The following is a 26,171-nucleotide window of genomic DNA, read 5'->3' on the forward strand; positions in this document are numbered from 1 at the left end:
GTTAGTAGTTAGTAGTTAGTAAAATGTAGCTTAATTAATTTAATAACTCATCGATAATCTTTTATTTAGAGTAAAACGATTCGGTGGTTTAAATCTGGATAGGGCGATATAGAGCAGTCACTAAATTACTAATGGGCTTTACGACACTTACAATTCATATAAATATTGAGGTAGTAGCCCCATAGGTACTAGGGGCTGCTAGAAATGATTCACTCAGCGACCGACTCATCTTTAAGCTGGATTCATGCTATAGCATGTTTAATTAATATCTTCTGCAACTTATCAAACTCAGGCATAGCTGATTTCAACGCATCCATTGCGGCAACTAAAGGCAGCATCGCTTTCTCTAAATCGTGCGGGTAACCTTCTGCAATATCGGTATGATTAAACTTAATCACGTACTCAACGTAGTACCCATCTGCCGATAACTTGAAGCCTTTTTCTATCAGTGAGGTGCTCTCAAATAACGCTTCTTTCAAGCGAGCTTTGAATGGAATCGCTTTCATACCTAAGGTTCGATAATTCGTACAGAAACGAAGCGCTAAGTAGTTGCTACTACCATTTAAGCCACAAATGTGAGAAATCCACTCATCGTCATTATCTTCTGACGGTTGAACAGAAAAATAAACGGAGCGCTCATCCTGAATGAGCCAAGGCGCAAAACTAAAATCGATACAAGCATGCTCATACAAATCAAAATCACACTCAAAATCTAAAGAAGCTTGGAATTGCGTTAATAGCTCCTTTATCTCTTGCGAAATCCGTCCTAAAACAACCTCATCGACTTCTGCAAGCACTTTCTTAGCGCGCTCGTGGTTTTCAATATTGGCGATAACTAGCTGAGCAAGATCTTGGCTATATTTCATATTTACCTCAAAAATTACGTATAAATTGGCAGTATTGGCCAAGTAGTTGGCGCGATTGCAGGTTTGAAGGAAGGTGCTCTAAAACGGTTAAAAAGCTTTTACGCAGCCCTTCCCATGTCACGCCATAGGTAAAAGGTGTTGTGTGGCACTTAATTTGTTTATCTGTCGTGAGATAAACCAATGCTTGGCTCGAATCCACCGCTAAGTGTCGACGCTTGGTTTGCAGCAATTGATGGTATCGTGCGAGTTGCTTCGCACCTTCTGGCGCATCAATTTTCACTTCCCAAAACATTAGCAACGAGTTTGAGAAAATCTCGATATCGATTCTGTCTTGAATTTCAGCAAGAGGCAGGCTTTCAGGACAAACACTGTATGGCCCACGCTCTAGGTGTAAAACATCCACCCCAGGAAGATGATCTTCAATAACTTGCTTGAGCAGCGCATAACCTAAAGCATGTGATGCATTCGCATCCAGCCACCAACTCAAGACAGCCGTATTTCGCACCTCGTCACGTTTTAAGCCACTGACCTCCCAGACATTAATCTCGCATCCTAGTGTAAACTCGTGCCGATACAAATGGCTCAGCGCGTCTGTATAACCTTGATATTGCGCTTTCCATCTTACGTCATTTACTTGCGATGCATGAGTGGGCTGTGGATACAGCTGAGAAACTCGTTGATAGTAAAGTGCTAGTTCGTCCAATTCAGTCTGCCGTTGAGCTTGCCTCTGCTCTCGTTCAAGCCTTGCAAACTCTGTAAAGTAATCGCTAAGCGTCATACATTGCATTACTCACTCCTGATATAAAGCCAATGCCGCATAAACATGTAATGACAGATCCTCAGGGTTAGCATGCAATGGAGCCTCTCCTGCAGGAAAGCAAGGATAGAAAGAAATATTTTCAGTCATACTGCTTACCATTGATTGAAGTGAGTCAAGAGAAAGACACGCTAGCCCAAGACTTGCGTCCATCGCTTCTAGCTGACATATAAAAGTGGCTCGCTGAGCCTTTGTCCAATTCAATGACTTTACCGATGATAGGTAAGCAATGGCCTCATCAAAAGCGGTTTCTTGCAGTTTTTCCATTGTTTGTGCACTCGAACATCACAAATACAGGATACCATACCATATTTAACTGTTAGACATTCCACAAAGATAAAATGTATTTGAATACCAAGTAGGAAAACATAGCGGGGAAGTGTTGTAGACAAGTGCTCACTAACAGCAATTAAAAGAGCGCCGAAGCGCTCTATCCAACATTTTAATGACTAATGCTAACAGTACCAATACACGTTAAGAAGTAGGGTTCTCTTGCGGGTTTGTTTTGAATGATCTTAGCTGCTCTACAATTTGCTCGGTAACCTGAGATAAACGCATGCCTTGTTGCTCTAATTCACTACAGTCAAATGCATTGGAGCTCGACAACTGTTTCAGTTCATCAATCTCTGTCGCCACCTCTTTAACTAGCTGGCTTATATATTTAACGTCCACATTATCTTGTGCTCGATCACGCCCTAATAAGGTTAAAATCCCTTCAATATTGTCACAGGCTTCTCGGACTTCATTTTGACTGGTTTGAGAATATTCCGATAACGTCGAAAGCTCTGAAGACTGTGCCTGCATCTGTTCACCCGCCTCGTTCACCGCCGTTAAGATCCCGCCAATGATCTGATTGATCTGATCTAAACTACTCTGGGTCGACATAGCGAGTTGGCGCACTTCATCAGCGACCACAGCAAAGCCTCGCCCATGATCCCCTGCTCTTGCTGCTTCAATCGCAGCATTCAGTGCCAGTAGATTGGTTTGATCTGCGAGATTACCAATAACAGAGACAACACTTTCAATCGATTTAGTCTGATCAAGCAAAGATTTAAATTTCTCATCAAGGGCAAGATTACTGTCCATGTAAGAACCAATGCTTTTTGCCATATCGCCCATAGCATCATTCGATTGCAATAAACCGGTACGTGTCTTCATGACCTGATGCTCTGTCGCTTCGGCTTTTGCTTGCAGTTCAGACGCAGTTTGATCAAGTTGATGAAATTGTGCCGTAACATTTTCGACTAAGACATCTTGAGCTTGAATACGTGCTGAGATATTACTTGTCTTGGTTGTTAATAAGTCAGCGACCTCGTCAGTTTTCGCCGCTTGCTGCTGAATACCAATCAACGCATTATTTACATTTTGGCGAAACGAGTTAATCACAGTTAACACAGCACCAAGCTCGCTGTTATAGCGGCTATCGACATCACAAGCTACCGAGAGATCTTTATTTTCAAAGCGATGCATGTATTCAGTCACGCGCTTAAGTGACTCAACACCCCAGTATTTTTCATCAATATCATGGATAACCAAAACGGCGACAATAATGTATTGGAGAATTTGAGAAAATAATGCTTCAGTGAAGAATGTGGCATTGATAAAAAGCGCCAAAGCACCGACCCAGTGGATAAATCGCATTCTAAGAAAAAGAGAGCGCATAGAAGACCTTACTTAAGTTGCATTTTAAATGCATGATATTTTATACCACATAAAAATACAATAACTTAAGCCAAGATCATCATCTTAACTTATTGATACACAAATAAAGACAAGGTGATTATCATCCTCGACGTAACTAAAAAGAGCGCTGCCGCGCTCTTTAATAAATACCTTTTTTATCAATCGTTAAATGACCAATCCACCATCTATCTTTAACGTCTGACCTGTAATAAAGGAAGAGTTGTCACTCGCTAAGAAAAGTGCACCATTGGCAATATCTTGTGGCTTACCCATACGTTTTAGTGGTGTTTTTGCTGTCATAAAATCGAGCACCTTCTCTGGTAAATCGACCGTCATTGGGGTTTCTACAAAGCCAGGGGCAATACAGTTAGCACGGACTTGCGCACCTTTGCGTGAAAATTCTTTTGCCCAACCTTTGGTCATCGCAATCACGCCACCTTTCGTCGCCGCATAGTTACTTTGCCCAATATTACCATCAGTCCCAACCACCGATGACATCGTGATAATAGACCCACGACCAGCCTCCATCATTAAAGGAGCGACAGCTTGTGTCATATTAAACACACCTTTAAGGTTTACATCGGCGACCATATCCCATTCATCTTCGGTCATTTTATCAATCAAATTATCACGCGTGATCCCTGCATTGTTAACGAGTACATCAACAGTGCCGAACTCTTCACTCACTTGTTCAATAAAGTGAGTTATAGAGGGTCTATCACACACATTAAGTTCAACGATGCGAACATTCGTGTAAATTTGCGCTAAGTCTTGCATCGCGCTGGCATTCATATCGCAGACAAACACCATTTTTGCTTCGTGCTTGGCAAAGGTTTCAGCAATACAGCGGCCTATCCCCTGCGCAGCGCCTGTCACAATACACACTTTATTCGTCAGCATAACTCCATCCCTTATACATAATTGAAAAACAATCTGTTCAAAAACAATTAGTTCAAATGCAACAACGGCACATTTCTTATTACCTGATAATAGTTCAGTTATGCAATTTGATTACCAACATTGATGCAATTCAGATTTTCATATTTATTTCTATTGAAGTTGCTGCATATGTTCACAGAGCAGAGATGAAATATTTTTGCAATAAGATGCATACTCATTTTTTGCTATAGTAGACCGTTGGCAAATTAAATTTACCGTTATTGTTCACAACAATCACATTAGCAATGGAAGGCAACATGTTAGACAAGGTGGTTTTTTTTCTTCATGTCATTAGAGCTGGCTCCCTCAGTGTTGCCGCTAAACAATATGGAATATCGCCCTCTGCAGGCAGCCGTTGGCTTAATGAGCTCGAAGAGAATATGGGGGTCAGTCTAGTAAAACGGACAACTCGGAAGATCAGTCCAACCCAAGCTGGGCAACGTTTATTTGATCGCTTTAATCAAATACACGGTCAAATCAACGAGGTTTTCGATGAAGTACAGAACCTCAGCCATGAAGATCGTGGGACCATCCGTATTGCCAGCACCCCGCTGTTTGCCAAACACTATCTCGCGACTATCATAGGGGAATATGTTCAAATACATCCTGATATCAACTTCTTAGTCATAGAAACGGCTTTTGATGTTGACCACACTCATGAGGTTGATTTTGCCGTTCGTGCCAATGCAACCTATCGCGGCTTTCAAGACAAAGATAGCTTATTGGTCAAACGTACTTTACTGCAAGAACCGCTTATTGCCTGCTGCTCCCCCAGCTATATAGAACAGTTTGGCGAGCCTATCTATCCATTAGATCTCAAACAACACCTTTGCTTGTATGCCACCACCTTGGTGGGCGGTAATAAATGGATTTTTGAATTAAATGGTGAGTCTAGTTCTGTTGATATTCCGCAAACTGTTGAGGCTGACGATAGCGAGATCCTCCGTAATATCGCAATTGCAGGTGGAGGGATCGCCTACTTACCTTATTGCTTGATAGGAAAAGAGATCGCGCTCGGTAAATTAGTCCCTATTTTAACTAACTATGCTACCAGCCAATTCGAGTTAAGTTTGTACTTCAAGCCACGCCGACACATGCCAACTCGATGCGCTAACTTCAAAGAATATTTGATTAAGCGGACACCTGAAATAGACTTAGAACGGAAAAAAGGAATTGCGCATGCCAATGGCAAGCCACTTACGCAGTTGGCTTAAGGCCACCCACCAGCAAGCCACTTCTTTACCCTTATCACCGCAAATCGTGCGTGATGGATTAGCAACATTAACGAAGCAGTACACAAGCGACAATATTAATATGGCCGCTATCGTTAACTGTACTGTGGCTCAAAGCAATATTCACTGCCGCATTTACCAACCAGAGCTGAAACCACCCCACCAAGCTAATGCGCCCCACTTACCCGTTATTCTCTTTTTACACGGAGGGGGACATCTATGCGGCAGCATTGATATTTACGATGCAATCAGCCGACAACTTGCCAGCTGCTGCCAAGCAATTGTCGTCACAATTGGCTACCGATTAGCCCCAGAACACCCTTATCCTGCCGGTATTGATGATGCTTTGCACAGCTTACTTCATATTCATGAAACGCTGACCACTATGGGGATTCCATTTACGAACTCGCTATCGCTAGTAGGTGATTCTGCTGGAGCAGCTATGGCTGCGACACTCGTACAGCAGCTGCAATATCAGGAAAAAGAACTTATTAATAAATTAGTGCTAATTTACCCAAGCTTAGATTACACACTAAGTGCGCGATCATTAGGGGTACATGGGGAAGGTTACTTACTAGAAAGTAAGAAAATTGAATGGTATTTCGATCAGTATTTTACTGAACATGATGATCGCCATGGTGCCTCTCCTCTGTTCGGGAAATTAACTCATGCTCACCCTGAGACCTTAGTACTTACTGCGCAGTACTGTCCGATCAAAGACGATGGTCGGCGCTATTATCACCGCTTGTTGGCGCATCATGTTAAGGCGTTTTATCTTGAACAACCAAACTCAATACATGCTTTTTTAAATTTACCCGATTTAATGCCAGAAGCCAGTGCACACACTTACTCGGCTATCGCTAAATTTCTGAGCTAGTACCATCACGAACAAACGTAGCGTGCTTACCCATAAATCAGACTTAATCAGCTAAACCATATTGCTTATTATTTATTATATTTCGTAAATAACAGGCAATAAAAAACCGGACTAAAAAGCCCGGTTTCATTATGTAGTCTACTTAAGCGTTAAGCTTATGCGTCGCTACGTGGTTTGCGGTCTGCATTGCTACGACGGTTGCCGCCTGCATTGCCACCAGCGTTGTTACCGTCACGGTTACCACGGTATCCACCACGGTTGTCGCCACCACGGTTACGGTCGAAACGACGCTCGCCGTTACCACCTTCACGACGCTCACCGTTGCCGCCTTCGCGACGACCACGATGGCCATTGCCACCGTTACCACGGTTACCGCCATCACGACGACCACCACCGTTACCACCACGGTGCTCGCGAAGTACTTCACCTTCTACAACAACAGCTTTCACATCGTTTTGACGGATACGTAGCTTTTTAAGTTGCTCAGATACTTCAGCAGTCATCTTCTTAGGAAGTTGAACGTAAGTGTGCTCAGGAGCCAGTTTGATTGCGCCGATGAACTCTTTGCTTAGGCCTAGTTCGTTTGCGATTGCGCCAACGATATCTTTAACCTGAACACCTTGCTCACGACCAACCTGCAGCTGGTAAGTATCCCAGTCAGCATTGTTGTATGAACGACGTTCACGACGTTCGCCACGCTCACCGCCGCGTTCACCGCGTTCGCCACGTTCGCTACCACGACGGTCACGACGTTGCTTTTCACGTTCGATAGCAGCAACCATTGGGTCTGGACCGTTGTAGAACAACGGACGGTTACCTTGTTGACGCTGAAGAAGCATTGCAGCAAGTGTTGCAGCATCTACTTCAATAGATTCTTGTAGCTTCGCAACAAGCTCAACAAATGCATCAACATTTGTTTGCTCTTTTTGAGCCGCTAGTTCTTCACCTAAACGGTTCAGACGAGACGCAGCAACAAGATCGCGGTTAGGAAGTTGGATTTCTTCCATACGAGACTTAGTTACACGCTCGATAGTGCGAAGCATACGGATTTGGTTAGTACGAACAAGAAGGATCGCCTTACCGTTACGTCCAGCACGACCAGTACGGCCGATACGGTGGATGTATGATTCTACATCGAATGGGATATCGTAGTTGAATACGTGTGTGATACGCGGCACATCAAGGCCACGAGCAACAACGTCAGTTGCAACTAGGATATCGATAACACCACGTTTGATGTGATCAACAGTACGCTCACGTAGAGACTGAGGAATATCACCGTGAAGTGCAGCAGCTTTAAAGCCACGAGATGATAACCAGTCAGCTAGGCGCTCGGTATCTTGACGAGTACGTACGAATACGATTGACGCGTCAGTTTCTTCAGTTTCAAGAAGACGGCTCATTGCTTCGTCTTTCTCTACGCCTTTAACAACCCAGAACTGCTGCTCTACTTGAGAAACAGTGCGGTTTTCACCAGCAACGTCAATGCGCTCAGGGTTACGTAGGAAACGGTCAACGATTTGCTTAACGATTGGAGGCATAGTTGCCGAGAACAATACACGCTGAGCAGAAGCTGGCGCTTGTTCCATGATCCAAGTTACGTCGTCAACGAAGCCCATTTTCAACATTTCATCTGCTTCATCAAGTACAAACGTACTTACTTCATCAAGGTGCAGACGATCACGTGAAATAAGGTCTTTAACACGACCAGGAGTACCAACAACAATGTGAGCACCATTTTTAAGCGCACGCATTTGATCAACGATAGATGCACCACCGTAGATTTCTAGTACTTTAAGGCCCTTGATATTTTGACCAAGAACTTTAATTTCAGCAGCAACCTGAATTGCAAGCTCACGAGTCGGAGCCATAACAATAGCTTGAGGCTTGTGCTGAGAAAGGTCTACTTTATTCAGAACAGGAAGTGAAAACGCAGCCGTTTTACCAGTACCTGTTTGTGCTTTACCTAGTGCATCAACACCAGTAAGAAGCAACGGAATAGATGCAGCTTGAATTGGCGTTGGTGAAACAAAGCCCATAGAGTCAAGTGCGGATAGTAGTGTGTCGGCCAGTTCTAACTGACGAAATTCTGTAACAGATTCTTGCATTGGGATCCCAATAAATAATCTAACGTAAAACGGGGCCCCTTCTGCTTTAAGAGTTCTGCAACAGCAACCACAAGCATGGGCCTCGACGATAAGAGGCGCGTATTCTGCGCTATTACTTGATAAAAAGCCAGAAAAAATTGAACACTGTCACAAATTGACTGTTAAATGCCCATTTTGGGACAATTAAGGCTATCAGTGCTGTAAAAGTAGCCTTGTTCTTGCTAGGAGCACGGGATAAACCAAGCTTTAACAAACAATTATGCAGCGTGTAAGATCAAAAAAACCTCCCTAATATACTTAGAAGAGGCTTTCTAAAATCAATCTGACTGATAACAGTGTAGCGCAGTATACATTAACAACACCTTTCCACTATCAAAAACACCGACTATTACGATTTAATCATTTGGTTAAACGAACCAAATGCATATGACGCTAGCCATAACCTTTAGTGCCCATTTGATTGAAAGCAGTCTGAATCACGCAGGCTATACATAAAGCGAGTCACAAAGAGGAATTAAATAGCCTCGGCTAATTACATACTTCTTTTTTACCTTCCCACTGTACCGTGCAGTTTCGTCCTTTCGTTTTTGCTTTATATAGTGCTTTATCTGCCAAGGTCATTAGGGCTTCGCTCATACTAAACTCCCCCGCTGGCGTCACCGTATGGATTCCTACACTGACAGTCACGACATGGCTATTTGCTGTAAAATGAGGAATTGCCAAATCTACAATAGCCCGTCTAATATCTTCAGCGACCATAATAGCCATATTTTTATCCACGGTTGGTAATAAGCACGCAAACTCTTCGCCACCATATCGACAGACTACCGACTTTTTATGAACCTCCAATTCACTTTCGATTCGGGACGCTATCATCTTAAGGCAGTGATCACCTTCTAAATGGCCATTCGTGTCATTGAATGACTTAAAGTTATCAACATCAATCATCAGTAACGTTAACGGTACACGCTTGTCTTTTGCTATTTGCCAATAACGAGACAACCGAAGATCAAAAAAGCGCCTATTTGCGATCCCCGTTAAACCATCTTGCATCGATAACAGCTCAAGGCTGCGATTAGCCTCTTCAAGAGCGCGGTTAGTGGCTTGCAGTTCTTGTGTACGCCTAATGACACGTTTTTCCAAATCAATGTTTAATTCTTTAATCGAATCATAATGACGGCGTATCACAATCTGCTGACCTATCGCCGCACCAAACAGTTTTAAAATTTCTTTTTGATGCTCAGACAGCGCACGTTGGTTAATTAGGTTATCAACAGCCACCCAACCAATGCATTCCGTACCGTTCCACATCGCAATCATCGCATTCCAACCAATGCCAACTTGCTCCTTTCCAAAGTACAAAGGTGCATTTTCTTTTACAACAACATGGTTTTTATGACTCAGTGCTTCATTAACAAGTGGATGATCAGGGATCTGACTATAAAAGCTCTTTCTATCTACCAATTGTCCATCTGGTGATGTTCCGTAAGTACCCAACATTAAGTTCGATTCAAAGTCAGTCAGGAAAATAGCCATTCTATCTATGCCTAAATAAGCACGTCCGAGTTCAATCGCTTGACGGTAGAGGGCATCAAGTTGAGTCGCCTGCGATAATTTCAATGTGACTTCATGCAGATTACGCATTAACCCCAAATAATCAGTTATCGATTGTTTCCGTACTTCTAACTCAGCTTCTATACTACGACGCGTAATATTATGGTGAATCACTTCTTGCTGTAGTACCCGAGCGCTAATATCGGATGCCAACACCACTAACAATTTTTCAACATAGTGAATGCTGGCTTCAAAACGGGCTGAGTTAGCTGTTTCTGCATAGATATACGCAACATTACGACCGTGCATCTGAATAGGAAGTAAAATCTGGCACCATAGACTATCTTCAATATTCCATAATGCTTTATACGGTTTATTTACGTAGGCACGAACAAACTCATGATTCTGCTTCGCCTGTTCAAACAGGCCTGTGGGAACACCATTATACTCCGTCATTAATAATGGCTGATTGTAGTACCTGTAATCAGCTCGCCCAACCCAACTCGCAAACACATAGGTACGATCATCTTGTTCAACCAATAATGTAATTGAATCCAGTTTTAAATCTGTGTGCAGTGATGACATTAAGCAATAGCACCACCGCTCCATATTTGCTTGCCGTGCAAGCTGTTCGACTAAATCATTTAGCCCCGTAATATCACAGACAGTCATAAATCACCCTAGCGCCAAAGCATGCCAATCAACATAAACACGTCATCAATTTCACGGCGACAACCACTGACCTTATAGCTACAGGGCTCTCAGTGACACTTGTGTAATAACCTATTCAGATTGGCATTGTTTTTTAATTATTGCGGCTCTTATTGAGTCTTTACATCTGTATTAAATAATCAATAAAGACAGCGGCCTATGCAAAGTATTGCGGTTGCCTTTAGTATGAACTAGAAACTTTTGATTAGTTTGTGAAGTCAGAGCAAACGCTATGCCATAAAGACGATTGATACGACATAAATATGTCAGCTGATGGCGGCATTTCCTTTCATTAGCGATAATTAACACCATGTCAGCAGGTATGTTCTTAATAATAGGTCGAATAATATTACTCAATCACTGCTGTAGTTTGTGCCGTTTACGATAAATCCGTATAGTGTGATGGTTCACATTCTGAGACCAGGTAAAATGTTTCAAGACAACCCACTACTAGCCCAGCTAAAGAAGCAAATTCAAGAAACCCTTCCAAAAAAAGAAGGGACTATCAAAGCCACTGATCGCGGTTTTGGCTTTTTGGAACTCGACAACAGTAAAGACAGTATTTTCATCCCGCCAACATACATGAAGAATGTTATGCATGGCGATCGTGTAATTGCTGTTATCCGAACAGAAAAAGAGCGCGAAGTTGCTGAACCACAAGAGCTTGTAGAGCAATCGCTAACGCGCTTTATTGGCCGCGTTAAATTGATTCGTAGCCGCTTGCATATCATGCCTGATCACCCGCAATTAAAAGATGCTATCAAAGCGCGTGCAATCAAAGGCCTTAACCCAGAAAGCCTAAACGAAGGCGATTGGGTTGTTGCAAACCTGAACAATCACCCCCTTGATACAACGAATGACGCTAAGAATAAAGCGTTCTCTTGTGTAGTAAGTGAAAAAATCACAGACAGTAATGACAAAATTGCCCCTTGGTGGGTAACGCTTGCTCGTCATAACCTACCTAATGCAGAGCCTGCACCACAAGAGAGCTGGTCGATGCTAGATGAAGGTCTTGAACGTCAAGACCTGACTCATATTCCTTTCATCACTATTGATGGCGAATCAACCAAAGATATGGATGATGCGTTATATACTGAAATGAAAGAAGACGGCAGCTTCGACATTACTATTGCGATTGCCGATCCAACATCGTACATCGAAGTAGATAACAAGATGGATAAAGAAGCACGCGAGCGTGGTTTCACTATCTACTTACCGGGTCGTAATATTCCAATGTTACCGCGTGAACTAAGCGACGAGCTTTGTTCATTGATGGAAAATGAAAAACGCCCTGCTATTTGTTGTCGCGTTAATGTAAGCAAAGAAGGCGTGATCAGCGATGACATCACTTTCTTCGCGGCTTGGATTCAATCTCATGGCCGCCTTGCGTACGATAACATCTCAGATCTTATCGAAAACGGTGAATGTGAAGGCTTCACTCCAAGTGACGTTATTCGCCAGCAAATTGATGCACTACACACTTTCGCAAATGCGCGTAGTGACTGGCGTGCAAACAACGCTGTCGTATTTCCAGATCGTCCAGATTACCGCTTTGAACTAAGCGAAGATAACGATGTGATTGCGATTCACACAGATCCTCGCCGTACTGCAAATCGCATGGTTGAAGAAGCGATGATCACCGCTAACATCTGTGCGGGTCGTATACTTCGTGATAAGTTTGGCTTAGGTGTGTTTAACACCCATGCTGGTTTCAATCCTGAGAAAATTGATACCGCAATGGAATTCCTAACCAAAGCAGAAGCGCCATTTACTAAAGAAGAAATTGAAACCTTACCCGGTTTCAGCGCACTTCGTCGTTGGTTGAATGAGCAAGATACCACTTACCTTGATAACCGACTACGCAAGTTCCAAGCATACAGTGAAGTGGGTAACCTGCCAGCGCCTCACTATGCGATGGGGCTGGATGTATACGCGACATGGACATCACCTATCCGTAAGTACGGTGACATGATTAACCATCGCCTATTAAAAGCCGTTATTACGGGTAACGAGTCAAGCCAAAAGCCTGACGATACCGTGGGTGATGAAATTGCCGCACACCGTCGTTTCCATCGCATGGCTGAGCGTGACGTTTCAGACTGGCTATATGTGCGTCTACTATCAAATGCAGTGAAAAAAGAAACCATCTTTACCGCTGAAATTTTTGATATTAACCGTGCTGGTATGCGTGTTCGTCTACTTGAAAATGGTGCAGCTGCCTTTATCCCTGGCTCATTGATCGTTGATAATAAAGAACGTATCGAATGCAGTGGTGAGCTTGGCGTCATTAATATTGATAAAGTGCGTGAGTACCAACTTGGCGATAACTTTGAAGTGAAGTTAGCAGAAGTTCGTACTGCGACCCGTCAATTAGTTGCTCGTCCTGTTCAACAGTATCCAGCGCCTAAAACTGAAAGTTCGGTTGAAGAAAAAGCCTAACCCCTTACAGTTATGAACAAAAAAACCGACACAATGTCGGTTTTTTTATACCTGCAACTTAGATAAATATAGCGATTTACATAACATTCAATATGCATCGCATTCTTCGGCATTGCTAAACGCGTTAAATCATCACCCCCAATAGGGATTATCTCGTCTCTACGCTGATTTACTGTTACCCTTATCAAAAAACTTATAAGAGTTAATATCAGCCATGTCAAACGTTGCTCAAGTCGTACAACAATGGTTGGAAGATGTCGTAATCGGCCTAAATCTATGCCCATTTGCAGCAAAACCCAATCGCAATAAACAAATCAAAATTCATGTCAGTGAGCATAGCGATGAAGCTGCACTGCTTGAAGACATTTATCAAGAACTACGTAACCTTGATGAAACACCTGTCGCTGAGTTAGAAACAACCCTAGTCGTTGCACCCTATATGCTGGCTGATTTTGACGACTACAACCAATTTCTCGATTTAGTCGAAGGCTTAGTGGTACAGCTTAATAAGCAAGGGACATATCAAATCGCGAGCTTCCATCCAGACTACCAATTCTACGGAACAGAAGCTGATGATGCAGAGAACCTAACCAATCGTTCTCCTTACCCAATCTTCCATCTGATTCGTGAAGAAAGTATGGAGAAGGTACTCAAGCACTACCCTGATCCCGAAGGTATTCCAGAGCGCAATATTGAGTGTGTAGAAAATCTAACAACAGAGCAAAAGCGCCAGCTGTTTCCTTACCTTATCAAGTAATTCACCAATTTGCCGATAAACAACTAGCGAGGGAGATAACCCTCAACATTCTATCTTTTGATCATCTAACACTACTTTATTAGTCATCAACTTAAAGAATATACACCAGGGGAATATTTCTAATATTTACTCGCTAGTGAACCGTACATAACGAGAAACATTATGATTTGGAGAAATACCCGCTAGGGAATACGATTGCATGCTGCCACTATCGTTTGATGTATTTAGAAGCGCAGGGTTTCGATTTGGGTTACCAGTTTGTTTAGCACTGAGTACCCTTTTCCTACTAGAGTACGCACAATATACGCTTGTTACGTATCAGGCATTACTTTTCACGCTTCCCTATGTTTTGTTCGCACTCGTTGTTTTACTCAGCCAACCGTTTAATCAAGGCCGAACAGGACTAACCGCACTCTTGATGGGTGTGGCGTATTATTTCATTCAAAATTACTTACAAGCTCCACTTTCTAATAACGAAACTAAGCTTATTTATGTATTACTGTCTGCATTGTTGCCACTGAACTTGCTACAAATACATATATTGCCAGACAAAAGGCTACATTCGCGGTTTGGAGGGTATTACCTGCTCTTTATTGTGATGCAAATTGCCTGGTCAGCCCTTGTCGTTAATCACTTTAGTCATAGTGATCTAGACTGGCTATGGGACAGTTACTTATTTGCAATCCCCAGCTTCTCTCCTATGCCTATCGTACTTTTTCTACTTTCGATAGCCATCACACTGAGCAGCGCATCAACCATACTGAAACGTAACTTGGGTTCGGATCAAACCGTATTCGTTAGTTTATTGTTCTCCTGCATGACGTTTGTTCTATTTCAGTTTAGCTTCATATCAAGCACAGCATTCTCTATTGCGGCTCTGATTCTATTGCTCAACCTCGTTACTTGTAGCCATGAATTAGCCTTTGTAGACCAACTGACTGGCATACCTGGTCGACGTGCATTAGAAACAGAATTAAAGCACCTAGGACGTACCTATACCCTTGCAATGCTTGATGTTGACCACTTTAAAAAATTCAACGATACCTATGGTCATAAAACAGGTGATGATGTTCTCAAGCTAGTCGCGCAAATAATGAAAAACACCAAAGGTGGTGCGCAAGTTTTCCGTTACGGTGGTGAAGAGTTCACCATTATGTATAAAGGAAAAGAAGCGAATGAATGTAAAGCTTTCTTAGATGATCTTCGCCAAGAAATTGCAGCCTATGATCTGATAATTCGCGATCACTCCACCCGCCCTGACAATGCAAAGAAGGGAGAGAAAATGCGGAAAAAAGAAGAAAAAAACAACTCAACCAATGTTACCGTCAGTATCGGCATCGCCGACAGCTTCCCAGATCATAACCCAGATAATGTCCTTAAAGCTGCTGACCAAGCCTTGTATAAGGCCAAGCAGAAAGGGCGTAATCGTGTAATGTTATAAATTAATTAAGGCAAAGGAGTGCCTTAAAAACGACAATAGTCATCCAGATAATACGCCGACTCCCTCATACCAAATCCGCTGGCTTTTCATACAGAAAAAACCACGCCACATCCCTTCATACCGATGACATAAGCATGAGTGAACGAAGTAAAAACCAATCGCACTTTACTGCTGGCAAATAGTTTTCACTCACCACATACTGCGTGTTTTGTTTATAGTGGTTCGAGATTTTACGGATGAAAAAGTTACTTCTTATCTCCCTTTTTGCAGCCCCAACTTTTGCTTCAAGCAACATCAACGACAACTTCAGCCACATTGGTTTTGGTTATAAACATACGCGTTATGCGACAGACGCAATGGCGCCCTACTATAACGATAAATACCAAAATGAAGAGTGGAAAAACCTTGGTGGTTTTTACCTAGATATTAAAGCTGAGATTATTGCTGGCGTCTATTTTGAAGGTTATGCTGACGCTACTACACGATTCAGCTCTGATATCGATCAGTGGCAAGCAGGCTTGGGCTTTGCCCCTTACAGAAGTCCATTCTTTAGTATTCCGATGAGCTGCGGCGTGGTGAACTACAGCGCGTCTCGTGACAATACGACAAGCAACTCAGAACTTGCACCATACTGCCAAGTGGGTGTGCGAACACAAATTGCCAACCACTGGAACCTCAGCGTTGATGTACAGCAGCAGATGTTTAAACAATCACGCCAGAGTATCTCTTTTGATAACACCTTCCAATTTGGTCGAGTCTTTGGTTTAGTCGCAGGCCTTGAGCTCGCAAACCGCCATAAAACAGAGATCGGCTACAAATTTGGTATGCAATTTTCATTTTAGCTTTCGTTGTTATAAACCGTACGCATAAAAAAACCCGATGAAAACATCGGGTTTTGGTTACCAATAAAACCTATCTTATCTTAGTTAACTAAGAAAGCATCAGTCCAGCTATGCAGCAACGCCAATATAAAGGTAAGTACGGAATCTTAACAGATCGGCGACCAAACCATTAGTTAAGCCCTATACTTGGGAGTGGCTTTCCTCTAAGTGAAAAAGGTCAGCCTTATTATTATTCGAACCATATGCAACTATTCCGCAAGGCCATTAATTTATAAAATCAAAGAGTTAGCAGAGTAGAATAAATACTGTCTAAGAATTATAGTAGCAGTCTAATCGACTAGATAAAACAAAATAATTCAGATTAACCGATGCTTTTATCATCACTTAGTTAGTGTGTTATCGCTGCGATAAGTTCCCAATCAGTACCATAAACCAATAGAAAAAACCTACGCTTACTCTCTAAAACACACCCTATATGTTCGCTTCATGCCACCGCCTTGCGCCATCAAAGAGACAAACAAGCTGTGAGCCCCACCTCCTTTCAGAGTAGCGAAAACATGCTACCATTGCCAATTAAAATACATCGTTCATTACAAAAGGAAGTTGAATGAAGTTCACCTTTGTCTCAGTATTTACATTACTAATCGTTTGCACATCTGTTGGTGCTGAAGAAGTCTACAACCCTATTTTCACTGACAATGAATATACTGATGCCGTTATTATCGATGACGATTTTGATGCGTTTTCTGAGGTTAATATGATCGAAGGTGACTACCCAGAAACTATTTTTATTGAAGATGACGGTATACTTATCGATTGCAGCGTTATAGAGGATGAGTGCATTGTGTATGAGTGAGCATGTCAACAAGGCCATACTAAATGACGATTTTTGAAGATAAGTGATGGTGTATTAATAAGAGTACCGAACCCAGCTATGAAGGTGAGCGGCAACAAGTATTATCGCCACTGTTTTTCCAAAACAAAAAACCCGCTAGATAGCGGGTTTTTATCTACTGTTTACTGCCTAATTATCCTTTCACGCCACCAGCCGTTAAGCCACCAACAAGGAACTTCTGAGCCATCAAGAACACAAGGGTAATTGGGAGCGCGGAAAGTACCGCTGCTGCTGCAAAGTCACCCCACAGGTAGTTCTGAGGGTACAAATATTGCTGCATACCAACGGCAAGAGTGTAAGAACCCACATCACGTAGTAGCAGTGATGCAACCGGTACTTCTGTTACCGCTGCGATGAACGACAGAATGAATACAACAGCAAGAATTGGCACAGACAATGGTAATAGAACCATGCGGAATGCTTGCCACGGTGTTGCGCCATCCAAAGCGGCCGCTTCTTCTAATGAGCTATCGATAGACTCGAAGTACCCTTTGATTGTCCATACGTGTAGCGCTATACCGCCCATGTAAGCAAATACAACACCACCATGTGTGTTCATACCAAGGAACGGAACGTAAGCACCTAAACGGTCAAACAATGCGTACAGTGCGACAAGCGCCAGTACTGCTGGGAACATTTGGAAAATAAGCATTGCACGAAGAATCAATGTTTTTCCTACAAACTTCATACGCGCAAAGGCATAAGCACAGGTTGTTGACAGTGTTACGATACCAATCGCTGTTAGGCCAGCGACTTTTACCGAGTTCCACAGCCAAGTCAGTACAGGGAACGGTGGTGGTGTCACAGTGCCATCTGCATGCTCAACTGTAATACCTAATGCCAATTTCCAGTGTTCTAACGATGGGTTACTTGGAATTAACTCACCTGAAGCATAGTTACCTTCACGGAATGAAATCGCGATAACCATTAGCAGCGGAAACATCATAATGCCAAGGAAGATCCACATGCCAATGTGCGTAGCCCACAATCTGTATTTCAATGATTTCGGTTGAACCATAGCCATATTCTGTATCCCTTACTCAGATTCAAGCTTAGTGAATTTCATGTTCAGTAACGACAGACCACCAACCAATAAGAAGATGATTGTAGCGATTGCACCTGCTAGACCAAAGTCTTGACCACCAGCGCCTTCAAACGCAATACGGTAGGTGTAACTTACTAGCAAGTCGGTATGACCGGCAGGTACACTGGTACCAATCATATCTGGCGCACCGTTGGTCAATAACTGAATCAATACGAAGTTGTTAAAGTTAAACGCGAAGCTAGCAATCAATAGCGGGATCATCGGTTTAACAAGCAATGGCATTGTAATATTAAAGAAATTATCAATCGGACCTGCACCATCCATTGCAGATGCTTCATACAAATCTTCTGGAATTGCCTTTAGTAGACCCATAGCCAGGATCATCATGTACGGATAACCCAACCAAGTGTTCACAATGATAATCATGGTTTTCGCTAAGAACGGGTCGGTAAACCATGCAGGGCTTAAGCCAAATAACCCTTCTAATACTTGGTTGATTTCACCAAAACTTTGGTTAAACAAACCTTTGAATATCAATATTGAAATGAAGGCTGGTACAGCATAAGGCAAAATCAGTAATACACGATAAACACCACGGCCTTTCAATGCTTCCCAAGAAACAATTTGAGCAAGCACTACACCCACTGCAAGCGTCAGTACAACAGTCAATGCAGAGAATAAAATTGTCCAAATAAAGATTTTAAAGAATGGGCCTTGGATACCTGGGTCGGTAAATATACGGGTAAAGTTATCCATACCAATATTAACAATGAAACCCGGTGATAGCGCTTCACCAACGAACTCACCATTTGCATCAATTTGTTGATAATGACCAATATCCCAGTTAGGTTTTAATGTGATGTTCTCACGTTGGTTAATCAGTGTTTCGCCGTCATCTTGTAACAGATAAAGAGGGGTAATTTCAGCGAAGGTACGTAAGCCAGACATTTTAAGCTCTGAGCCTTCAGCGGTTGCTAATGTAATCTCAGAAAGTGCAGCCCTGTTACTAATAACCGTTTTCAGCGGCGCCTTCTTACCTTCTGGTACTTCGCTAGGAGCCAATAAAACATCGTCTGTAGGCAACTGAGCAAGATCAATATTGCCCGTCACATACCACTGGCCATCATCTTCAACCGCAATGCTGTATTTGCCATCTTGCTCATACATAGTGAACTTGTAACTGTCACCACTTTGGAAGCTTTGTTGAAGTAATACACTCTGCGCACGATCAAAATTGAGTTGGTTTGTACCACTGTAGTTAGTAAATGCTAACCCAATGGTATAAAGCAAAGGGAAAATAATAAATAGAATCATCCCAGCCACACCCGGGAAAATATAACGGTGGGCATAGGTTTCTTTACGCGCAAAAACATATACGCCTAGCGCGGTAACAAAAAGGGTTAATAATGCAAAAGCGTATTCGCTGCGAGCATACATTAGAATCGTGGCGTAGCCGTTGATTAGACTGACTAATCCTAACGAGGCCCACTTCAACCATTTTTTATGGTCAAGGCTAGTTTTTTTTGAATTTTCCATATCGGAAGCGTCTATCGCCATGTCGGCAGTTTGATGAGACTGCATTAGTGATCCTCACAGTACTTCTTTCGAGGGGAAGCACGCTTCCCCTCGGGATGGGTGGTGTTACTTGGTAATACGTTCTGCAACAGTATTTAGTGCGTCATCAACAGATTGACGGCCCGTTACTACGTTACCGATAGCCGCTTTTTCTGCGTACCAGAATGCTGACATTTGAGGAATGTTCGGCATGATTTCACCATTCATCGCATTGTCCATTGTTGCGGCAATACGTGCATCTTCGCTTAGCTCAGATTGGAATGATTTCAAGGCAACAGCACCGAGTGGCGTGTCGTCATTTACTTTACGTAAACCATCGTTAGTTAGCAGGTAGTTTTCAATAAACTCGACAGCTAAATCTTGGTTAGGTGATGCAGTACTGATACCCGCTGTTAATACACCAACGAAAGGCTTAGAAGGGTTACCATTTAGTTTAGGTAGTACAGCGACACCATAGTCGATACCCGCTTTATCAATGTTGCCCCAAGACCAAGGGCCATTGATAGTCATTGCCACTTCGCCTTTGTTAAAGCCAGATTCTGCAATTGAGTAATCAACGTCTGGTGCAATCACACCGCCATCAACCAATTTTTTCACGAAGGTCATCGCGCGTTTTGCGCCATCGTTGTTCACACCCACATCTTTTGCATCGTAGCCGTTAGCTGTGAATTTGAATGCGTAACCGCCATCAGCCGCAAGTACAGGCCATGTGAAGAAGGGTTCTTGTAGGTTCCACATGATGGCTTTCTTACCATCTTTTTGTAGTTCCTTATCAAGCGCAGCCATTTCTTCCCAGTTTTTAGGTGGCGTTTTGATCAAGGCTTTGTTGTAAATAAGAGAAAGAGCTTCTACTGCAACAGGGTAACCAACGTATTGACCGTTGTAAGAAACAGCATCCCATGTGAAATCAACAAACTTCTTCTTAAAGTTAGCTGATGGTTTCACTTCTGCTAAAAGACCCGCTTGTGCATAACCACCAAAGCGATCGTGTGCCCAGAAAATGATATCTGGACCATCGCCAGTAGAAGCTTGCTGTGGGAACTTCTCTTCTAGTTTGTCAGGATGAGAAACAGTCACCTTAATACCTGTTTCTGCTTCAAATTGTTTACCGACTTCAGCTAAACCGTTGTAGCCCTTGTCACCATTGATCCAGATGGTCAATTGACCTTCTTCAATTGCTGCATGCGCATTGATTGAACCAAGAGCTGCTAGGGTACAAAGCGCTACAGTACTGAGGACTTTCTTCATTTTAAACATCCTTCGTGATTGTTATTTTTTATAGGTATGACAGACCTGTTCACACCGTAATTTCAGGCTTCATCTTCCATTACTCACCAGCAAGTCACATCCTCCTATCTACTACGCCCCCGAAGGCTAAGAAGCAAAAGCGTGATCACTGTCGATATGAGTCCGTGACAGAGATCTAATAACCTCTGTTTTTTGTGATAGAAAGCACATGTTATTGGGGTATAAAAAAAACCTCACCCCTTTAGTTTTTAAACTGTGATCTAGGCACTCCTCCCCCTTTGTCACCCTATTTTAATTTCTAGCAAGGAGGATGTTATTGATTGCTATCTTAATGAAAATGGCTCCATACCCAACAGGGTTGTTGAAGATGTTTAACCGCATTGACAGTTATTGTTTTTTGACCGATGTAATTCCGGTGTCGACATACCGCTGGAATTAAATACCACATAGCTTCTTGGGGAAGTAAGCTATGTGAGATTGGTAAGGTAGCGGACTGATAGCCGTTAGGTGAAAGCCGCTACCGTTTTTTCTTCAACATACTCATAAAATTCTTTACCTGTAAGCATATGAATGAATACCATAATGCTTACAGGCGACAACAAAACTTAGAGGAATGGCTCGATGACGAGTGTCACTTTACGAAATGTATGTAAAGCATATGGAGATAACCTGATTTCCAAGAATGTCGATCTCGACATCGCTGAAGGAGAGTTCGTTGTATTCGTTGGGCCATCAGGTTGTGGTAAATCAACGCTACTACGCTGTATTGCTGGCTTAGAAGAGATCACATCAGGTGACCTATTCATTGGTGATAAGCGGATGAATGATGTCCCACCATCTGAACGTGGTGTTGGTATGGTATTCCAATCCTATGCACTGTATCCGCACTTGAATCTTTTTGACAACATGTCATTTGGCATGAAGATCGCCAAAGCAGATAAAGCTGAAACTAAAAAACGCGTTGACCATGCAGCTGATATTCTACAGCTCGGTCACCTGCTAGAGCGTAAGCCAAAAGCCCTTTCTGGTGGCCAACGTCAACGTGTTGCTATCGGCCGTACGCTTGTTGCTCAACCCGATGTATTCCTATTAGATGAACCACTGTCTAACCTAGATGCTGCACTGCGTGTTCAAATGCGTATCGAGCTATCTAAGCTGCACAAACAGCTTGGCAGCACCATGATTTACGTTACCCACGACCAAATTGAAGCCATGACAATGGCTGATAAAATCGTCGTGCTTGATGATGGTTTTGTATCGCAAGTGGGTAAACCATTAGAACTCTACCACTACCCTCAAAACCGCTTTGTTGCTGGGTTTATTGGTTCGCCAAAAATGAACTTTATGAGCGTGTTCATTGAACAGGCAGAAAAAGACCGCGTCATGGTACAACTCGCCAATGGAAAAGCGTTCTGGATCCCAGTTGATGGAACAACTGTCACCCGTGGTGAGCGTATGTCACTGGGTATTCGCCCTGAACATTTAGTGCCTTGCGCTGAAGGTGATGCGTGTATCGAAGGTAAAGTACAAGTGGTAGAGAAACTAGGCCATGAAACACAAGTATACCTAAGCCTAAGTGGCGTCGATGCTAACTTCATTTACCGTGAAACCGATACCCTGAACATCGATGCGGGAGATACCTTCGAGATTGGTATCCCAGCTAACCGTTGTCACTTATTCCACAGTGATGGTAAAGCGTGTCAACGTCTGCATAAAGAAGACGGTGTATAACTTTTACTGATTTTTGCTCGCATTTCACCTTATCCCCTGTGGGTGCTAGCATGGTTTAGTCTATAGAAAAAAGGCTGGTAGTTTAGTCACTACCAGCCTTTTTGTATCTATTCCATGAATTCACTACACAGACGATCCTAAGCCAAAAGAACCATTGGGTCATGGATAGAATGGGTCGTCATTATTCACTCTCTGACAGTACTGGTGATTTAAAAGAATCTGGCTTTAATGTAACCACCGAGCAGTCTAACTGATTCAAAATAGATTCTGCGGTATTGCCCATCAGAAAACCGGCAATTCCTTCCCGCGAAAGTGAACCAAGAATCACTAAATCAATATCACTATTTACGACATATTCAGGTAAAACTTCACGCGTCTCGCCCTCAAGTAATTCAACGTTCGTAGTGATGGCACTATTCTCATAAGGTTCAAGCAAAGACTGTAGCCGAGCCATACGATCATCTCGCATACTTTTGGAAAGCAAAGCGATATCGATATCTTCATATCGGTTCCACTTTCTCAAAAAACCCTCTGACTCTAATCGCCAAGCGTGACAAAGGATCAGCTCGGCGCCAAACACAGAACAAACATCTGACGCTAGTGCTATGATTTTATGATTAAAGTTCTGATAGTCTTGATTAGTTAGATCAATCGCAGCAACGACTCGCTTAACTAAGGTCGCATTTGTACTGATCGACCAAATTGGTACTTCAGACTTTCTCATCAAATTCAGCGTATTACTCCCTCTCTGACAAGCGACCGTTTTATCAGCACGGTGAGAGTCAATCGCCACCATAGTTGCATTTAATTCTTTGGCCTCCTTAATAATTTCAATATAAGGAACACCAATACGGATCTTGGTATGAAACTTAATATTAGCGTATTGGCTTTTCAGTAATTGAGCCTGTTGAGTGAGTGCCTGCTCATAAACCTTTGTCGCTTCATCTAAAATATTAAGTGTTGTACCTGAGTAGCGATAAATTTCTTTGAACTCAGCCAGATCTTCAATCACAGCCAGCAAAGTGACATGTGAAGAACATTGATCAGCGAGCTTCAACGCTTGGTGGAGGGAGTCATTGATGGGTTGGTCTGGCACAATGGGGAACAATAGTTGAATACATTTCATACAAGCTCCTGATCGTAATTTATGGTACTGGCATTGCTTGTTAGCCTACCGTGCAGAAATATTAATTAGCATAGATAAACAGTCGCAATAAGTCATTAAACGCAAAGCAGTTGTATGTAACGAAAATAGGAAAGCCCCACCATCACTAATTAAAGCAATAAATGGGGCTTTGATATTGAGCTAAAACAAGCCTCAGCAGTTATTCTTATTCAATACGATTAAGCAGATACTGCGGCTTCTTCTGTTTCATCTAACTCGCGTTGTTTCACTAAGTCGTTAAACTCAATACGTGCAGCTTGTGCTAGCTCAGATGCTTCAATTTTATCTTCTTTCGCTAGCATTGCTTCATTGGTTAAACGATCCAATTCATCAATCAAATCTTGTGGAATAGCATCGTCTTCACTTTCATGAACACCTTTTTCAAGAGCAGCAACACGAATAGCCTTCTTAATTTTCCAAATTGCATTCAAGGCCGCTCTTTCATTCACTGCAGCTTCGATTGCAACATCTTTCAGCTGTTCAAACTTAGAAAGTGCCATGCCTTCTTTAGACCAAGGATCAACATCCGGTAATTCTTCAATGTTAATCACTGGATCTTCATACCCATCCTGATGCGTTAGATCGAGCGTCGCCGCTTTCACCGCCGATATCATCAACATCACCGCAATCACAAGCAATGGTAAACCACCGACAATCGCCGCCGTTTGTAAGGTTGATAAGCCCCCCATGAACAGCAGAACTGCAGGCATGAACGACAACGCAAATGCCCAGAACAGACGATTCCAACGCATTGGGTCACCCGTTACATTTTTTTGCACAACAGAGGCCAAAATGTAAGAGATAGAATCAAACGTTGTCGCTGTGAAGATTAAGCAAAGCAGTGTAAATACCGCAATCACAAAAGTACTGAATGGCAATTGTTGCAAAATAGAGAAGATCGCTTTATTTGCACCTTCAGTATTTAGGATACCCACAACATCTAACGCACCAGATAGCTGTAACGATAAGCCATAGTTACCTAAAATCATGAAGAAAAGGAAACAACCCATCGATCCAAAAAAGATCGAACCAGTCACCATTTGCTTGATAGTACGCCCACGTGAAATACGCGTAATAAATAAACCCATACTTGGCGCAAACACTAACCACCAAGCCCAGTAGAAGATTGTCCAATCTTGTGGGAAGTGAGTATTTTCAAATGAGCCATAACCACCAAAAGGTTCAGCCCATGTCGCCATCACAAAGAAATTAGACAGCATGCGGCCTAATGAATCTAAGCCTGTTTCCAACATGAAAATGGTTGGGCCAGCAATAAGAATAAACGCAAGTAAGCCAATCGCCCCCCAAAAGTTAATGTTACTCAGTAATTTAATACCCTTTTCCATCCCAGCATAAGCCGAGTAACCAAAAATTGCGGTACAAACGAAGAGTACACCAATCTGTGTCATCATGGTTTTAGGAATACCGAAGAGGTAGTTCACGCCTTCTGTAATCAAAGGGGCTGCTAAGCCTAGGGTAGTTGCACCACCACCTAACAAACCAAAAATGAACAATACATCAATAACTTTACCAATCCAGCCATGGCTACGTGCTTCACCAAGCACAGGCATCAGTGCTGCAGAAACTTTCAGTACAGGCTGCTTACGTACATAAAAGAAGTAAGCCATAGGGATCGCAGGTACTAAATAAATAGACCAAGCAATCGGACCCCAGTGGAAAATACCGTAAGTGGCCGCCCAACGAACGGCTTCTTCACTACCCGCTTCTAACTGAAACGGTGGATTTTGATAGTAATATGCCCATTCAATCGCGCCCCAGAATAAAATACTGGCACCGATACCACCACAGAAAAGCATGGCAGCCCAAGACGCGGTTTTAAATTCGGGCTCTTCATCGCTGTCACCCAGTTTAATCTGACCAATATCAGAAAAAACGATATAAATCATAAAGAAGAAAGATGCAAGACCAAGGCCTAGGTACAAGAAACCTAGCTTGTCTGTCATGAATGCTTTAGCAATGCTAATCCATTCTGCACCTTCAGTTGGAAAAATAAGTAGTGGTAGCACAACCGCTATCAGCATGCCTAACGCACCAAAAAATGTGGGTTTATCTATTAATTCAAAGTGTTTATTACGAGTATTCACTGTGTCTCCTTACAGCGATGAATCCAATCTGGATACCGCGATAATCAAGACTTCCCACTGCGATGACAAACGAACTATTTTATCGTGTTCATTAATAACTTTATTTAACCTTTTATCTGGCAAGAAACATAAAAAAAATCG

At 42.6% G+C, this 26,171-nt stretch carries 20 protein-coding genes; 8 read left to right on the top strand and 12 right to left on the bottom strand.

Annotated elements, in window-relative coordinates; genetic code table 11:
* Nucleotides 1–242 precede the first annotated feature (242 nt).
* The 5 genes from ASV53_RS10705 to fabG form a co-directional block, all read right to left on the bottom strand.
* Nucleotides 243–866, bottom strand: coding sequence for a hypothetical protein (locus ASV53_RS10705; RefSeq protein WP_094957085.1), 624 nt, complete (start codon nt 864–866; stop codon nt 243–245).
* 7 nt (nt 867–873) lie between these two features.
* Nucleotides 874–1,653: a PD-(D/E)XK nuclease family protein gene (locus ASV53_RS10710; RefSeq protein ID WP_094957086.1), complete on the bottom strand. Its 780-nt coding sequence runs from the start codon at nt 1,651–1,653 to the stop codon at nt 874–876.
* A gap of 3 nt (nt 1,654–1,656) precedes the next feature.
* The gene (locus ASV53_RS10715; protein WP_094957087.1) at nt 1,657–1,950 is read right to left on the bottom strand and encodes a hypothetical protein; all 294 of its coding nucleotides are present in this window, start codon (nt 1,948–1,950) and stop codon (nt 1,657–1,659) included.
* 207 nt (nt 1,951–2,157) lie between these two features.
* Nucleotides 2,158–3,345 (bottom strand): methyl-accepting chemotaxis protein, encoded by a 1,188-nt coding sequence (locus ASV53_RS10720; protein WP_094957088.1) that lies wholly within the window; start codon nt 3,343–3,345, stop codon nt 2,158–2,160.
* Nucleotides 3,346–3,531: 186 nt separating this feature from the next.
* Nucleotides 3,532–4,266: a 3-oxoacyl-ACP reductase FabG gene (gene fabG, locus ASV53_RS10725; protein ID WP_094957089.1), complete on the bottom strand. Its 735-nt coding sequence runs from the start codon at nt 4,264–4,266 to the stop codon at nt 3,532–3,534.
* A gap of 296 nt (nt 4,267–4,562) precedes the next feature.
* Here fabG and ASV53_RS10730 point away from each other — a divergent pair, with 296 nt between their 5' ends.
* Complete coding sequence (locus ASV53_RS10730) at nt 4,563–5,519, top strand: LysR family transcriptional regulator (protein ID WP_094957090.1); 957 nt, start codon at nt 4,563–4,565, stop codon at nt 5,517–5,519.
* Nucleotides 5,485–6,414, top strand: a complete 930-nt coding sequence (locus ASV53_RS10735) for an alpha/beta hydrolase (RefSeq protein WP_094957091.1) — start codon at nt 5,485–5,487, stop codon at nt 6,412–6,414. The genes ASV53_RS10730 and ASV53_RS10735 overlap by 35 nt, the downstream gene beginning before the upstream one ends.
* A 155-nt stretch (nt 6,415–6,569) precedes the next feature.
* Here ASV53_RS10735 and ASV53_RS10740 read toward each other — a convergent pair whose 3' ends face one another.
* Both ASV53_RS10740 and ASV53_RS10745 read right to left on the bottom strand, forming a co-directional pair.
* Nucleotides 6,570–8,522: a DEAD/DEAH box helicase gene (locus ASV53_RS10740; RefSeq protein WP_094957092.1), complete on the bottom strand. Its 1,953-nt coding sequence runs from the start codon at nt 8,520–8,522 to the stop codon at nt 6,570–6,572.
* A gap of 528 nt (nt 8,523–9,050) precedes the next feature.
* The gene (locus ASV53_RS10745) at nt 9,051–10,748 is read right to left on the bottom strand and encodes a sensor domain-containing diguanylate cyclase (protein WP_094957093.1); all 1,698 of its coding nucleotides are present in this window, start codon (nt 10,746–10,748) and stop codon (nt 9,051–9,053) included.
* A gap of 468 nt (nt 10,749–11,216) precedes the next feature.
* Between ASV53_RS10745 and ASV53_RS10750 the strand changes: the two genes are divergently transcribed.
* From ASV53_RS10750 to ASV53_RS10770, 5 genes are all read left to right on the top strand, one after another.
* Nucleotides 11,217–13,226 carry an exoribonuclease II gene (locus ASV53_RS10750; RefSeq protein ID WP_094957094.1) on the top strand — a complete coding sequence of 670 codons (2,010 nt, stop codon included), beginning with the start codon at nt 11,217–11,219 and terminating at the stop codon, nt 13,224–13,226.
* A 214-nt stretch (nt 13,227–13,440) separates the two neighbouring features.
* Nucleotides 13,441–13,983, top strand: coding sequence for a DUF1415 domain-containing protein (locus ASV53_RS10755; RefSeq protein WP_094957095.1), 543 nt, complete (start codon nt 13,441–13,443; stop codon nt 13,981–13,983).
* Between the two features lie 199 nt (nt 13,984–14,182).
* Nucleotides 14,183–15,424, top strand: coding sequence for a GGDEF domain-containing protein (locus ASV53_RS10760; RefSeq protein WP_094957096.1), 1,242 nt, complete (start codon nt 14,183–14,185; stop codon nt 15,422–15,424).
* 236 nt (nt 15,425–15,660) lie between these two features.
* Nucleotides 15,661–16,266, top strand: coding sequence for a hypothetical protein (locus ASV53_RS10765; protein WP_094957097.1), 606 nt, complete (start codon nt 15,661–15,663; stop codon nt 16,264–16,266).
* 607 nt (nt 16,267–16,873) lie between these two features.
* Nucleotides 16,874–17,122 carry a hypothetical protein gene (locus ASV53_RS10770; protein WP_094957098.1) on the top strand — a complete coding sequence of 83 codons (249 nt, stop codon included), beginning with the start codon at nt 16,874–16,876 and terminating at the stop codon, nt 17,120–17,122.
* Nucleotides 17,123–17,294: 172 nt separating this feature from the next.
* On the opposite strand, the gene malG is transcribed toward ASV53_RS10770, so the two are convergent.
* The 3 genes from malG to malE are packed head-to-tail and all read right to left on the bottom strand — an operon-like array spanning nt 17,295 to nt 21,029.
* The gene (malG, locus tag ASV53_RS10775) at nt 17,295–18,185 is read right to left on the bottom strand and encodes a maltose ABC transporter permease MalG (protein ID WP_062692501.1); all 891 of its coding nucleotides are present in this window, start codon (nt 18,183–18,185) and stop codon (nt 17,295–17,297) included.
* Nucleotides 18,186–18,197: 12 nt separating this feature from the next.
* A complete protein-coding gene (gene malF / locus ASV53_RS10780; protein ID WP_094957099.1) occupies nt 18,198–19,787 on the bottom strand; it encodes a maltose ABC transporter permease MalF in 1,590 nt (529 codons plus the stop codon).
* A 60-nt stretch (nt 19,788–19,847) separates the two neighbouring features.
* Complete coding sequence (gene malE, locus ASV53_RS10785; RefSeq protein WP_062692498.1) at nt 19,848–21,029, bottom strand: maltose/maltodextrin ABC transporter substrate-binding protein MalE; 1,182 nt, start codon at nt 21,027–21,029, stop codon at nt 19,848–19,850.
* Nucleotides 21,030–21,650: 621 nt separating this feature from the next.
* Here malE and malK point away from each other — a divergent pair.
* Nucleotides 21,651–22,760: a maltose/maltodextrin ABC transporter ATP-binding protein MalK gene (gene malK / locus ASV53_RS10790; RefSeq protein ID WP_062692497.1), complete on the top strand. Its 1,110-nt coding sequence runs from the start codon at nt 21,651–21,653 to the stop codon at nt 22,758–22,760.
* Between the two features lie 181 nt (nt 22,761–22,941).
* Here the strand turns inward: malK and ASV53_RS10795 are convergent, their stop codons facing one another.
* The gene (locus ASV53_RS10795) at nt 22,942–23,886 is read right to left on the bottom strand and encodes a universal stress protein (protein ID WP_094957100.1); all 945 of its coding nucleotides are present in this window, start codon (nt 23,884–23,886) and stop codon (nt 22,942–22,944) included.
* Between the two features lie 218 nt (nt 23,887–24,104).
* On the bottom strand, nt 24,105–26,030 hold the full coding sequence (locus ASV53_RS10800; RefSeq protein WP_094957101.1) for a BCCT family transporter: 1,926 nt from the start codon (nt 26,028–26,030) through the stop codon (nt 24,105–24,107).
* Nucleotides 26,031–26,171: the final 141 nt, after the last annotated feature.

The organism is Photobacterium sanguinicancri (genome assembly GCF_002265265.1).
Lineage (GTDB): Bacteria > Pseudomonadota > Gammaproteobacteria > Enterobacterales > Vibrionaceae > Photobacterium > Photobacterium sanguinicancri.

What these genes read in the sequence shown, in the direction of transcription:
- ASV53_RS10705 (WP_094957085.1), bottom strand. Translation starts at nt 866, where the DNA reads ATGAAATATAGCCAAGATCTTGCTCAGCTAGTTATCGCCAATATTGAA.
- ASV53_RS10710 (WP_094957086.1), bottom strand. Translation starts at nt 1,653, where the DNA reads ATGCAATGTATGACGCTTAGCGATTACTTTACAGAGTTTGCAAGGCTT.
- ASV53_RS10715 (WP_094957087.1), bottom strand. Translation starts at nt 1,950, where the DNA reads ATGGAAAAACTGCAAGAAACCGCTTTTGATGAGGCCATTGCTTACCTA.
- ASV53_RS10720 (WP_094957088.1), bottom strand. Translation starts at nt 3,345, where the DNA reads ATGCGCTCTCTTTTTCTTAGAATGCGATTTATCCACTGGGTCGGTGCT.
- fabG (WP_094957089.1), bottom strand. Translation starts at nt 4,266, where the DNA reads ATGCTGACGAATAAAGTGTGTATTGTGACAGGCGCTGCGCAGGGGATA.
- ASV53_RS10730 (WP_094957090.1), top strand. Translation starts at nt 4,563, where the DNA reads ATGTTAGACAAGGTGGTTTTTTTTCTTCATGTCATTAGAGCTGGCTCC.
- ASV53_RS10735 (WP_094957091.1), top strand. Translation starts at nt 5,485, where the DNA reads ATGCCAATGGCAAGCCACTTACGCAGTTGGCTTAAGGCCACCCACCAG.
- ASV53_RS10740 (WP_094957092.1), bottom strand. Translation starts at nt 8,522, where the DNA reads ATGCAAGAATCTGTTACAGAATTTCGTCAGTTAGAACTGGCCGACACA.
- ASV53_RS10745 (WP_094957093.1), bottom strand. Translation starts at nt 10,748, where the DNA reads ATGACTGTCTGTGATATTACGGGGCTAAATGATTTAGTCGAACAGCTT.
- ASV53_RS10750 (WP_094957094.1), top strand. Translation starts at nt 11,217, where the DNA reads ATGTTTCAAGACAACCCACTACTAGCCCAGCTAAAGAAGCAAATTCAA.
- ASV53_RS10755 (WP_094957095.1), top strand. Translation starts at nt 13,441, where the DNA reads ATGTCAAACGTTGCTCAAGTCGTACAACAATGGTTGGAAGATGTCGTA.
- ASV53_RS10760 (WP_094957096.1), top strand. Translation starts at nt 14,183, where the DNA reads ATGCTGCCACTATCGTTTGATGTATTTAGAAGCGCAGGGTTTCGATTT.
- ASV53_RS10765 (WP_094957097.1), top strand. Translation starts at nt 15,661, where the DNA reads ATGAAAAAGTTACTTCTTATCTCCCTTTTTGCAGCCCCAACTTTTGCT.
- ASV53_RS10770 (WP_094957098.1), top strand. Translation starts at nt 16,874, where the DNA reads ATGAAGTTCACCTTTGTCTCAGTATTTACATTACTAATCGTTTGCACA.
- malG (WP_062692501.1), bottom strand. Translation starts at nt 18,185, where the DNA reads ATGGCTATGGTTCAACCGAAATCATTGAAATACAGATTGTGGGCTACG.
- malF (WP_094957099.1), bottom strand. Translation starts at nt 19,787, where the DNA reads ATGCAGTCTCATCAAACTGCCGACATGGCGATAGACGCTTCCGATATG.
- malE (WP_062692498.1), bottom strand. Translation starts at nt 21,029, where the DNA reads ATGAAGAAAGTCCTCAGTACTGTAGCGCTTTGTACCCTAGCAGCTCTT.
- malK (WP_062692497.1), top strand. Translation starts at nt 21,651, where the DNA reads ATGACGAGTGTCACTTTACGAAATGTATGTAAAGCATATGGAGATAAC.
- ASV53_RS10795 (WP_094957100.1), bottom strand. Translation starts at nt 23,886, where the DNA reads ATGAAATGTATTCAACTATTGTTCCCCATTGTGCCAGACCAACCCATC.